At 43.6% G+C, this 11,655-nt stretch carries 11 protein-coding genes; 7 read left to right on the forward strand and 4 right to left on the reverse strand.

All coding sequences use genetic code 11. The features are described from left to right. Positions 1-66 precede the first annotated feature (66 nt). On the forward strand, positions 67-339 hold the full coding sequence (locus I5907_RS03500) for a hypothetical protein (RefSeq protein ID WP_196989339.1): 273 nt from the start codon (positions 67-69) through the stop codon (positions 337-339). Positions 340-395: 56 nt separating this feature from the next. Here I5907_RS03500 and lysS read toward each other — a convergent pair whose 3' ends face one another. Further along, positions 396-1,919: a lysine--tRNA ligase gene (lysS, locus tag I5907_RS03505; protein WP_196989340.1), complete on the reverse strand. Its 1,524-nt coding sequence runs from the start codon at positions 1,917-1,919 to the stop codon at positions 396-398. Between the two features lie 116 nt (positions 1,920-2,035). Here lysS and I5907_RS03510 point away from each other — a divergent pair, with 116 nt between their 5' ends. Both I5907_RS03510 and I5907_RS03515 read left to right on the forward strand, forming a co-directional pair. Then, complete coding sequence (locus I5907_RS03510; RefSeq protein WP_196989341.1) at positions 2,036-2,614, forward strand: hypothetical protein; 579 nt, start codon at positions 2,036-2,038, stop codon at positions 2,612-2,614. Positions 2,615-2,897: 283 nt separating this feature from the next. Beyond that, positions 2,898-3,527: an endonuclease III domain-containing protein gene (locus tag I5907_RS03515; protein WP_196989342.1), complete on the forward strand. Its 630-nt coding sequence runs from the start codon at positions 2,898-2,900 to the stop codon at positions 3,525-3,527. Here the strand turns inward: I5907_RS03515 and I5907_RS03520 are convergent. Both I5907_RS03520 and I5907_RS03525 read right to left on the reverse strand, forming a co-directional pair. After that, positions 3,524-4,792, reverse strand: a complete 1,269-nt coding sequence (locus tag I5907_RS03520) for a Gfo/Idh/MocA family oxidoreductase (RefSeq protein WP_196989343.1) — start codon at positions 4,790-4,792, stop codon at positions 3,524-3,526. The two genes, I5907_RS03515 and I5907_RS03520, sit on opposite strands and share 4 nt — an antisense overlap. A 98-nt stretch (positions 4,793-4,890) precedes the next feature. Next, positions 4,891-6,315, reverse strand: coding sequence for a glycoside hydrolase family 30 protein (locus I5907_RS03525; RefSeq protein WP_196989344.1), 1,425 nt, complete (start codon positions 6,313-6,315; stop codon positions 4,891-4,893). Positions 6,316-6,524: 209 nt separating this feature from the next. Between I5907_RS03525 and rpsO the strand changes: the two genes are divergently transcribed. The 4 genes from rpsO (at position 6,525) to plsY (ending at position 11,045) form a co-directional block, all read left to right on the forward strand. Next, positions 6,525-6,851: a 30S ribosomal protein S15 gene (gene rpsO / locus I5907_RS03530; RefSeq protein WP_231401954.1), complete on the forward strand. Its 327-nt coding sequence runs from the start codon at positions 6,525-6,527 to the stop codon at positions 6,849-6,851. A 175-nt stretch (positions 6,852-7,026) separates the two neighbouring features. Continuing rightward, positions 7,027-9,192, forward strand: coding sequence for a polyribonucleotide nucleotidyltransferase (pnp, locus tag I5907_RS03535; RefSeq protein WP_196989345.1), 2,166 nt, complete (start codon positions 7,027-7,029; stop codon positions 9,190-9,192). A gap of 298 nt (positions 9,193-9,490) precedes the next feature. Further along, positions 9,491-10,309, forward strand: coding sequence for a 50S ribosomal protein L11 methyltransferase (gene prmA, locus I5907_RS03540; RefSeq protein WP_196989346.1), 819 nt, complete (start codon positions 9,491-9,493; stop codon positions 10,307-10,309). Positions 10,310-10,385: 76 nt separating this feature from the next. Next, a complete protein-coding gene (gene plsY / locus I5907_RS03545) occupies positions 10,386-11,045 on the forward strand; it encodes a glycerol-3-phosphate 1-O-acyltransferase PlsY (RefSeq protein WP_196989347.1) in 660 nt (219 codons plus the stop codon). Between the two features lie 14 nt (positions 11,046-11,059). Here plsY and I5907_RS03550 read toward each other — a convergent pair whose 3' ends face one another. Next, entirely contained in the window at positions 11,060-11,638 is a 579-nt protein-coding gene (locus I5907_RS03550) for an HNH endonuclease (RefSeq protein WP_196989348.1), read from the reverse strand. Positions 11,639-11,655: the final 17 nt, after the last annotated feature.

Raw genomic sequence — 11,655 nt, forward strand, 5'->3', positions numbered from 1 at the left:
ACAAAAGGCTGCCTCTTATAGCTTATTTGAGTACGGTGTTTGCCTTACTAATGCAAAATTAAACCTATGGAGAAAAGACAACAATTGGAAGCTATTGAGAAAATGCTTCGCGAACTGGAGGATGTAAAAAACAGCCAGGAATCTTTGCTGAAAAAAGTGGCACAGATAGAAGCAGAAAACATTAATGTTGGTATAAGCTTGCTGGATAAAGAATTGCCCGACATTCATGAGCAGGCAGATGCTACTATTGAACGTGTAGCCACATTATTGACCAGTTTACAGGAACACCGCGATGAGTTTGCTAAAAAGCACAAACTGGACGTGGCTGAAGAAGTGTAGCAACATAAGATAAAGAAAACGGCCGCTTGTGCGGCCGTTTTCTTTATACAAATATTTTACTCTTCTGTTCTTTCGGGCCGCATTTGCGGGAAGAACAACACATCCTGTATAGAAGGTTGGTTGGTAAGTAACATGCAAAGCCTGTCTATACCTATGCCAATTCCGCTCGTAGGTGGCATACCGTATTCGAGCGCACGCAGAAAATCATAATCAATAAACATGGCTTCATCGTCTCCGCGCTCCATTAAACGAACCTGCTCTTCAAACCTGGCGCGCTGATCTACGGGATCGTTTAACTCGCTGTATGCATTGGCAAGTTCTTTTCCATTGATCATTAATTCAAAACGTTCTACAAGTCCTTCCTTGCTGCGATGTTTTTTAGTAAGCGGGCTCATCTCTACAGGGTAATCGATGATAAAGGTTGGCTGAATGTAATTACCTTCTGCTTTTTCACCGAAAAGCTCGTCTATCAGTTTGCCTTTTCCCATACTGGCATCGTGCTGCAGGTGTAGCTGTTTACAAACGCCACGCAACCCGTCTTCATCCATTCCGCTTACATCGATGCCGGTATGCTCTTTGATGGCATCGTAAATGGATACACGCTGGTATGGTGCTTTAAAGTTGATAATCTTATCTCCTACCTGCACTTCTGTTGTACCATGTAATGCAAGCGCTAACTTTTCAAACAACTGCTCTGTAATTTCCATCATCCAGTAATAGTCTTTATAGGCAGTGTACCATTCCAGTACTGTAAACTCCGGGTTATGCGTTCTGTCCATACCCTCGTTGCGGAAGTTGCGGCTGAATTCATAAACCCAGTCGAACCCGCCAACGATCAGGCGTTTTAGGTATAACTCATTTGCGATGCGTAAATAAAACGGAATGTCTAAAGCGTTATGATGTGTAACAAATGGCCTGGCCGCAGCACCACCAGGTATAGCCTGCAATACCGGGGTGTCAACTTCGAGTGCGCCCCTTTCGTTTAGAAATGCACGTATGGTATTAATGAGCCTGGTACGCTTTAAAAAAGTTTCCCTTACGTCTGGGTTAATGATAAGGTCTGCATAACGTTGCCTGTACCTAAATTCAGGATCAGTTACAGCATCGTATACATGGCCTGATTCATCGCGTTTTACAACGGGCAAAGGCTTCAGTGACTTGGCGAGCAACGTGATGGTTTGGGTATGCAAACTGGTCTCGCCTGTTTTGGTAATAAATACATAGCCTGTGGCGCCTATAATATCACCAAGATCAAGCCCACGCTTTACAAGATTATCAAAATAAGTCTTGTCTTCGCCCGGGCAGATCTCGTCACGCTTAACATATAATTGTATAAGGCCTTTGCTATCCTGGATCTTTATAAAAAATACCTTTCCTTTATCATTTATACTCATGATACGGCCTGCGAGGCACACATTTGTATATTCATCTTTTGTATCTTCTGAAAACGCTTCTTTTATATCTTTCGAATAATGCGAAACAGGATACAATGGGGCCGGGTATGCATCTATACCGGCCGCTGCCAATTCTTTCAATTTATCCCTGCGGATGATTTCCTGTTCAGATAAATGTTGACTCATACTTGCTTTTTAAAAGGATTGCAAAGATATGGCTACATAACAAATGAGCCGTAGCGTTGTTTATAACCCAACACAGGAAGAACCAAGTTTGAAAAAAATCCATTTAATTTGCTCTCATGCGTACAATTATTTCTTCCTGTTTTATACTGCTGGTATTTATAGTGGCCAGCCAGCCTTCTATGGCACAGTCGAAAAAATTTGATTCCAGTTCCATGATCAGCAATCTTGGCTTTCGTGTTACCTGCAGCAATAAAGACGACGCAGAAAACCAGGTAAACATTTCTCCCAAAGGTTTTAAAGACATGCGGGACTTTTCATTTCCTGTGAAAGGTCGCCTGCGCAAAATGCTGGTAGAAGATATTAATGCCGACGGCTACCCTGATCTTATGCTTTGTGTTTACGGTGGCGCAAACGGCAATATGGGCAATATTATTTGTGTTGCTTCGAAAGGTAATACAGAGCTGCAACCTGTGCGCTTTGCAGATATTTACAGCGATGCGAAAATAAGTGAAGGCTATAAAGGGTACGACGATTTTACCGTAATGGTGGGCACACTTTTGCAAACATTTCCCGTATATAAACCAGGTGACACAGATACACCAACCGGCGGTAAGCGTGTAGTGCAGTACAGGCTGGCAAATGGTGAGAATGGCGGCCTTTCTTTCAAAGTATTGCGCTCTTATATGAAAGAATAGTTATCTGGTAGCCGGCAGTTGAACATATGGCATCGCCTGTTGCCACGCTCGGTTCAGGGTTCCTCTTTTATGGCGGCTGCAGCGATCAGTTTATGCTGCTTCCCAAATATTAAGATCGATATTGATGTTGATCTTCGCACAGGCTCAATAAAGCTTCAACAGTACAAGAGTGCGACGCAACGATGCGCAATAGCAGCAATGCAGCCGGGCTCATTATTCTCTCCTCACTTTCTTCCAAAGCACGTTTATTTTTCTGTTAGATTTATGGCATAAATACATTGCTATGGCAAACGTTAACTGGCCCGAAGCTGTAAAGCCCCTGATCAAAAAATACAAGGGAAAAAAACACCCGCTGGAATATGGTAATACTTACCAGTTGCTTGTAATGGTGGTACTTTCTGCGCAGGATTCGGATAAACACATCAACCAAATAGCGCCCAAATTTTTTGCTGCTTTCCCCAACATGCAGGCATTATCCCAGGCTACACCGGAGGCAATTGCCGAACAGATAAATGATGTAAGGAATTTTGGTAACAAATCGAAGTGGCTGAGTGAACTCTCCAGGAAAATTAAACAGGATAAAAACATACCGCTAACGCTGGATGAACTAACCGAAATGCCCGGCATCGGGCGAAAATCTGCCAACGTTATCAAGCGCGAATCAGGCGCTGAGGCTGAAGGAATAATTGTTGACCTGCATGTGGTGCGTGTGGCCCCACGCTTAAGTATTGCCAGCGGCACCGACCCTAAAAAGATTGAAAAGCAAATGATGGAAATACTACCGCAAAAATTATGGGACGCCGGCATGGCCATGTCTTTTCTTGGCAGGGAAATTTGCAGGCCAACAAACCCCAAATGCGAGGTTTGCGTAATGAATACCGTTTGCGCTTACTACAACAATAATAAAAACTAGATCATCCAGTCGCCACGCATAGGTTGTTCTATATAAGTGTTGGCTTCGGCATCATCAATGAATAGCTGTTTTTCCGGATCGAATTTCAACGCCCTGTTTAGCTGCATGGCTATTTTGCCCATATTTACAATGGTGCATGACCGGTGGCCGTTCATCTCGTTCAGGGTAAACTTTTTGCGCTGCTTTACTGCTTCTACAAAATCTGTAACCTGCGGTTCCGGTTCGGGGAAAGATGCGAGTTTCTTTTCAAGATCAGGAATATCTGATCTGAACTCAGGATATAATTTTCCTTTTGGCCCTTCTATGTAAGCGGCGTTCACATCTTTATTTTCGCCGTCGAGTATAATCCTGCAACCATCTGCATAGGTATATTCAATCCTGTTGAAAATACCTACTGCATCTTTATCCTGAACCGGCGCATCTACCGCCACGCTTACCGGGCTGGTATCATCTTTACCGAGAATGTACTGTATAGGGTCTATATAATGTTGGCCCATATCTCCCAAGCCACCGCCATCGTAATCCCAGTAACCCCTGAATGTCTGGTGTACCCTGTGAGGGTTGTAAGGCTTTAACGGCGCAGGACCAAGCCAGCGTTCATAATCCAGCTCGGGCGGTACAGGCAAAGTTTCCAGGTTGGTTTTGCCTACCCAGTAAAATTTCCAGTCGAAGCCGGTTGTTTTATTAACGGTAACTTTCAACGGCCAGCCCAACAAACCGCTTTGCACCAGCTTTTTGATAGCTGTCGCTTTTGTTTTCATACCGTAGAAATTATCCTCAAACCTGAACCATGTGTTCAAGCGAAAAATGCGCTGATGCTGCTGCACCACTTCAATAAGTCTTTTCCCTTCACCAATGGTCCTGGTCATGGGTTTTTCGCACCATATGTCTTTACCGGCGCGTGCCGCGTCTGCAGCAATTATGCCGTGCCAGTGCGGGGGTGTGGCAATATGCACAATATCTACTTCAGGCAGTTTTACTACCTCCCGGTGGTCTGAGAAAGTTTTTACGCCTTTATCAAGCATGGCTGCAGCTTCAGCTAGATGCTTGCTATCCACATCACAAATAGCCACTACTCTCGTACCGGCATAGCCAAAATGGCCGCGGCCCATACCGCCAACACCGATGACTGCTTTGGTAAGCTGATCGCTGGGAGGAATAAATCCTCTTCCCAAAACATGTCTTGGCACGATATAAAAGGCAGCGAATGCCCCGGCAGTATTCTTTATAAACGATCTCCTGGAGTTATATTGCTTGTTTGCCATGCGTGTGGACGATTAAAGGTGATCACGTAAAATAAGGAAATTATTTGGGCCGGCATGTAAAGGCAAAAATGAAGTCAATACATGGCAATCGAGAGGCACTACCACACAAATGTCTTCACTTCTCCTGCATTCAATGTAGCGCTTGCTGACTTATTGTTGAAACGAATATTAAAAGTAAGTGGCGCATCTGTTTCATTTTGTGCAATAAGCACTTTGCTGCCGTTGGGTGTTAAAAAGGCGACATGTTGCAAATCAGCGGATGAATTACTCCCGATGCGTACAGAGCCTGGCGGCACAAAGGCCGATGCGTGTGCTACAATATAATAAGCAACATTTCGGATGATGCTGTCTCCAATCGTAAGTGCTCCTTTGCAGGTATTACAGCCACCGGGTGTATGCGGTTCGAAGTTGGGATCGTTTGCCAGGTTCCACTCAAGTGCAGTACGGCTCCAATTGCGCATGGAACCAATTATTACATTTTTTACGTGCCACTTAAGATCGCCGTCAAACTGCCCGTCTGATGCAGTGTACTGTTCGGTAAAATAAAGGTTCTTTTGCGGGTATTTGTCATGTACCTGTGATAAGGCGCTAATATCTCCTTCATATAAATGAAAGGCTGCACCATCCACATAAGAACTGGCAGTGGTATCATCAAAGATAGTAAGAGGGTATTCCGGTTTATTGCAGTTATGATCGTACACAACGATTTTTGTACGGATACCTGCCCTCTTAAAAGCAGGCCCCAGATTATTGCTGATAAACTTTGCCTGATCTGTTGCGGGCATATACATGCTTGGGTTATTGCCGGGATGTAGTGGTTCGTTTTGCGGTGTTATGGCATTTATATTAATACCTTCTGCCTGCATGGCCTGTATGTATTTGACAAAATAATTTGCGTAAACACTATAATATGCGGGCTTCAGACTGCCACCTTTTGAGTTATTGTTATCCTTCATCCATACCGGTGCTGACCATGGCGTGGCGATAAATTGCATGGAAGGGTTTATGGTAACTATTTCCTTTATCAACGGAATAAGATCCTTCTTCTCATGTTCAAGATTGAAATATTCTAACTGCACGTCTGTTTTGCCTGCGGGAAGGTCATCGTAAGAAAAAACTTCAGCATCAAGGTCTGAAGCACCTATTGACAGCCGCAGGTAACTTATTTTGATACCGTTTTCTTCTGCCGGTGAAAAAAGCTCTCTCAGCAATGCTTTTTTTTCTGCAGCCGGTAGTTTGTTTATAAGCACGGCGCTGCCGCCCGTAAGTGTATAACCAAACCCGTCTATAACCTGGAATTTTTTAGATGAGTCAATGTCTATTACTGCAACATCGCTTTTGCTTTCTGTACTTAAAAAAATATCCTTTTGTTTTTCCAGTAAATGCCCGTTGCCTGTAAGCCAGGATTGCACCACTGCTCCTGCGTGCGATGGAGGGTTATTGTCGTTTTTTTGCATGCCAGAACACGCTGCCAGCAAGGATACCCCGCCGGTAAAAAATACAAAACGGAAAAAGCTTTTCATATGAAGACAATTTGGTCTGGAATAAATGTACACGCTCTGTAGAATATAGCTTACAATAAAATGTTTTCCGGGCCGCCCGGTACCCGCTGTTGCCCAAAAGCGTATTTCCCTGCTGAAGTGTGCGACGCAACAAAAGCATCATTCATGTACCTTTGCCGGGCTAAAAAAATTGCGCTAAGTTTCTGCAATTCCAAAATATTTACATACTTTTGCCGCCACTTAAAAAAGATGTACTAATTGGATGCCTTTTAAAAATTATTGAGATGTCTTACTTAACAACAGAAAAAAAAGCGGGAATTTTCGCAAACTACGGCGGATCAGCTGAAAAAACAGGTTCAATCGAAGGTCAGATAGCATTACTGACTGAGCGTATTGCCAGCATTTCAGGTCACCTGCAACAAAACAAAAAAGATTATTCTACTCACCGTGGACTAATGAAAATGGTTGGCCAGCGTAAACGTTTGCTGAGCTACATGCAAAAACACAACCTTCAGGGTTACCGCGCATTGATCGAAAAACTAGGTCTTAGAAAATAATTTCTATATATGCAAAGAACGATTCCCAACTGATTTCTACAACGGTTGGGATTCGTTTTTTCTGTTAGTTCCTGTTTTTCGCCACACTATTTCATTTATTCCTTCATGCTGTGCCAGATTGCTATGCCTGCTCCCCGCACACATGTAATTATTTATTTTAAAATTCTACACTATTATGTTAACTCAACCTATACAGGCCAGCTTTAAGCTTCCCAATGGCGCTGAAGTAATTATTGAAACGGGCAAACTTGCCCGCCAGGCCGATGGCGCTGTAACAGTACGCCAGGGAAACTGCGTTTTGCTGGCAACCGTTTGTGCCAATAAAGACCCAAAAGAAGGCCAGGACTTTTTTCCGTTAAGCGTAGATTACCAGGAAAAATTTGCCGCGGCCGGACGTATTCCGGGTTCATTTTTTAAACGTGAGGCCCGTTTAAATGATTATGAAATTTTAACCAGCCGATTAATAGACCGCGCATTGCGCCCGCTTTTCCCCGAAGATTATTTCTGCGATGTGCAGGTTCTGGTAAGCCTTGTATCAAGCGAAGAAGAGGTAATGCCGGATTCTCTTGCATGCCTTGCGGCTTCGGCAGCGCTCGCAGTGAGCGATATACCTATCAAAGAGATCATTTCTGAAGTACGTATTGCCCGCATCAATGGTACATTCATTGTAAACCCTACCCGCTCAGAACTGGCAAAAGCTGATCTCGAGTTTATCATTGCTGCTACCGAGAAAAACCTGATGATGGTAGAAGGTGAAGCAAAAGAATGCAGCGAAGAAGACCTCGTAAAAGCACTTGAAATAGCGCACAACGCCATCCGCCTGCAGATAAAAGCACAACAGGAACTTAGGGAGAAAAAAGGCGTTACCACAAAACGGGAGTATAAAAAACCTGAAGAAAACGAAGAGATCAAAAATAAGGTGGCTGCTTTTGCACAGGAAAAGATCTACCAGATTTCCCGCGGTGGTACTGCAAAACATGACCGCAGTGATGCGTACAGCAAACTGCGTGAAGAATTAATCGAAAGCCTTGGTGAAGAAATTACCGACGCCGACAAAAAACTGGCAAAAAAGTATTACGCTGATCTTATGTGGGAAGTGGTGCGGAATATGATTTTAGACGACCGCATTCGTTTGGATGGCCGCCAGCTCGACCAGGTGCGTCCTTTGGCAATGGAAGTTGATCCGCTGCCAACACCACACGGCTCATCTTTGTTTACACGTGGCGAAACGCAGTCTTTGAGTACCGTTACATTTGGTACGCCACTGGATGAATTATTGATTGAAAGCGCTGCAAAATCTACTGATTCCAAATTTTACTTACACTATAACTTTCCTCCGTTCAGTACGGGCGAAGTAAAAATGATGCGTGGCCAGAGCCGCCGCGAAGTGGGCCATGGCAACCTTGCGCAACGCTCGTTGAAACAAATGATGCCGGGTAATGAATACCCTTATACAGTACGTGTGGTAAGTGATATTCTTGAATCGAACGGTTCGTCTTCTATGGCTACCGTATGTGCCGGCTCACTGGCGTTGATGGATGCAGGGGTTCCTGTTCCCAAACACGTAAGTGGTGTGGCAATGGGTTTAATAACACGTGGCGATGGTAAGTACGCCATTCTGACTGATATTCTTGGCGATGAAGATCACCTGGGTGATATGGACTTTAAGGTTACCGGTACCCGGGATGGTATCTGCGGCGTACAGATGGATATTAAAGTAGATGGCCTTAGCATGGAAGTAATGCGTGAAGCGCTTGAACAGGCACGTAAAGGTCGTTTACATATTCTTGATGCAATGTATGAGTGTATTGAAGCACCAAGACCAGATGTAAAACCACATGCCCCACGCATGGAAAAACTGTTTATCGACAAAGAATTTATTGGTGCAGTGATCGGGCCACAAGGCAAGGTTATACAGGAAATACAGAAAGAAACCGGTACCACAATCAATATCGAAGAAGTGGGCAATTACGGAGAAGTGAGCATTTTTTCTCCGGCCAAAGAGGGGCTCGACCGTGCAGTTAGCTGGATCAAAGGTATTACAGCCGTGCCTTCTGTAGGCGAAACATACGAAGCAAAAGTGAAGACCATCCAGCCTTATGGAGCTTTCGTAGAATTCCTGCCGAAAAAAGAAGGGCTTTTACACATCAGCGAGGTTTCATGGAAACGCCTTGACAGCCTGGAAGGTATTTTGAAAGAAGGCGATGTGGTTAAAGTAAAACTCATTGGTATAGACCACAAAACCGGCAAATTTAAGCTGAGCCGTAAAGTTTTGATGCAAAAACCTGAACAGCAGCCGCAAAGAGGCCCACAGGCAGAAGGCAGCGAGCAAAACGGTTAATATATTTATATAGATGAAAGTCTGTGGAACGATGTTCCGCAGACTTTTTATTTTACAGGAACTTAGCTGCAGTACAAGTATTGAGCTTTGGTTGTGTCACTCACTTGTACTTTCTGAACATTGGTCGACAACGATGCTGCGTACCTGCACATGCTGGCATTGCCGGGGCAGATGATAAATATTCTTCCGTTGAAGTGTGCGACGCAACAGGCGATGCCATAAAAAACTACAGTTGACCACCAAATAACAATTACCGTATTTAGCTGCGCTAAATACCCATACAGGTACAAAATATTTTATGCCAAACAATTACATACAGGTTACCATCAGTAATATATCAGAAGAGCAGTCTTCCATATTAATTGCACAGCTTGCTGAAATTGGCTTTGAAGGCTTTGAAGAAGCAGACCAGACGCTGAAAGCATACACCGACGAACAAGTCTTCGACGCCGCAGCACTTGAAGAGCTTATGCAGGCAAATAACGTAACCTGTATAACAAATACTGTTGCACACACAAACTGGAACGAGGAATGGGAGAAAAATTTTGAACCGGTAATTGTGGACGATTTTGTGGCCATCAGGGCAGATTTTCATGCCCCTGCAGCCGGTGTTGAGCGTGAAATTGTAATAACGCCAAAGATGAGTTTTGGCACCGGTCATCATGCTACCACGTTTCTGATGATGCAGCAAATGCGTGCAATTGATTTTGCCGGCAAATCTGTTTTTGATTTTGGTACCGGTACGGGCATTCTTGCAATACTTGCAGCGCAACTGGGTGCAGGTTCCGTACTTGCAATAGACAACGATGAATGGAGTATCGAAAACGCGCAGGAGAACGTGATGCGGAACAACTGCAGCAACATAACCTTACTATTAAATGACAATCCTGCGGGGGAAGAAAAGTTTGATATCATCCTCGCCAACATCAATAAAAATGTTATTCTAACATACATTTCTGTACTGGCAGAACGTTTGAATACGAACGGGCAACTCCTGCTTAGCGGTTTGTTGAAAGAAGACGAAGAAGACGTTAAACAAGCTGCTAATAACCTACAAATCAAATATATATGCACCACACACAAGAATAATTGGGTGTGTTTAGTGTTTTTTAGTTAATTTTCAAATATTGAAGGCGTTAAGCGATTATTATTTAAAAAATAGTCCCTTATATTTGTTCTTCCGACTTTAACCAATGAATGAAATTTTACTCATCATATTGGCTTATCTGATTGGTTCAATCCCAACATCTGTTTGGGTAAGCAAAAGATTCTTCGGAATAGACATCCGCGATTACGGCAGTGGTAATGCCGGTGCTACCAATACTTTTCGTGTACTTGGGCCCAGATGGGGAACCATTGTTATGATCGTGGATATGACCAAAGGCGTTATTGCCGCCCTGCTTTGTTTTTTACTTCCTTACTATGCAAATATTAATAACGAGTGGGACAGAACAAACCTGATGATCGGTTTGGGTCTTGCTGCCGTTATAGGTCACATATTTCCTATATGGGCCGGCTTTAAAGGCGGCAAAGGCGTAGCTACGCTTTTTGGAATGATCGTAGCCATCCAGCCATTGGTGGCTGTATGTTGCGTAGGCGTGTTTTTATTAGTGCTCTACCTTACCCGTTTTGTTTCGCTGAGTTCAATACTTGCAGGCGTTTCTTTTGCAATATTTATCCTCTTCATCTTTAATGATGATGTTCCACTTTACCGTATTTTCTCGGTAGCTGTGGCCGGCCTGGTGATTCTTACGCACCAGAAAAATATCAACCGTATTATCAACGGCACAGAGAGCAAAGTGCCCATACTCAAACACAGGGACCGCAGAAGACAAAAAAGAAGAAACAGGTAAAAAATTTTACCTGTTTATATTTTTACATATCCCCAGTTCTCTCCTCTTTTCATTCTTGTTAATGCCATCTGGCTGATATCGTATTTTTCGGCAATCTGCCTGTAGCTCATTTTTCGTTTTGGATCTGCCAGCAATTTCTTGATAGCTATAACCTGTTTAAGACTTAATTTACGGAAGCGAGCATACTTTTCGGGATCCTGTGTCCTTTTTTCCTGTGCTTCCAGTACACGAGGGTTGTTCCTGTTATGCGCACCAACCTGTTCAATAGTTGCCCATTTAAGGTTTTGCTTGCGGTTATCAATCTTGTCATGGTTCAGGTGAATAACGTAGTCGTGCGCAGCAGAGGGTTTGGTCAAAAAGTTTTCGGCAACCAGCCTGTGGAAAAGAAAAGCTACATGTTTTCCTTTTACTTTTAGCCTAAGTATTCTATAGGCTTCTACGGTAGAACCGCTGATAATGTTTCCGTCTTTTTTAATGTCATCAATGTAAGATGCAATACGGCCTTGTGTGCTGATAGCGTACTTTTTTTGTAACGATTTCCAGTTTTTGAAAGTAAGCTGCTTCCACCTTTCGCCAGGCAAAGATTTAATCATAGCTGTTGTTTTAATCT

Origin of the sequence: Panacibacter microcysteis (genome assembly GCF_015831355.1) — a bacterium.
In the GTDB taxonomy this organism is placed as follows: Bacteria; Bacteroidota; Bacteroidia; order Chitinophagales; family Chitinophagaceae; genus Panacibacter; species Panacibacter microcysteis.

Bases quoted from the DNA above. Each gene is read 5' to 3' on its own strand.
- I5907_RS03500 (WP_196989339.1), top strand. From the start codon at position 67: ATGGAGAAAAGACAACAATTGGAAGCTATTGAGAAAATGCTTCGCGAA.
- lysS (WP_196989340.1), bottom strand. From the start codon at position 1,919: ATGAGTCAACATTTATCTGAACAGGAAATCATCCGCAGGGATAAATTG.
- I5907_RS03510 (WP_196989341.1), top strand. From the start codon at position 2,036: ATGCGTACAATTATTTCTTCCTGTTTTATACTGCTGGTATTTATAGTG.
- I5907_RS03515 (WP_196989342.1), top strand. From the start codon at position 2,898: ATGGCAAACGTTAACTGGCCCGAAGCTGTAAAGCCCCTGATCAAAAAA.
- I5907_RS03520 (WP_196989343.1), bottom strand. From the start codon at position 4,792: ATGGCAAACAAGCAATATAACTCCAGGAGATCGTTTATAAAGAATACT.
- I5907_RS03525 (WP_196989344.1), bottom strand. From the start codon at position 6,315: ATGAAAAGCTTTTTCCGTTTTGTATTTTTTACCGGCGGGGTATCCTTG.
- pnp (WP_196989345.1), top strand. From the start codon at position 7,027: ATGTTAACTCAACCTATACAGGCCAGCTTTAAGCTTCCCAATGGCGCT.
- prmA (WP_196989346.1), top strand. From the start codon at position 9,491: ATGCCAAACAATTACATACAGGTTACCATCAGTAATATATCAGAAGAG.
- plsY (WP_196989347.1), top strand. From the start codon at position 10,386: ATGAATGAAATTTTACTCATCATATTGGCTTATCTGATTGGTTCAATC.
- I5907_RS03550 (WP_196989348.1), bottom strand. From the start codon at position 11,638: ATGATTAAATCTTTGCCTGGCGAAAGGTGGAAGCAGCTTACTTTCAAA.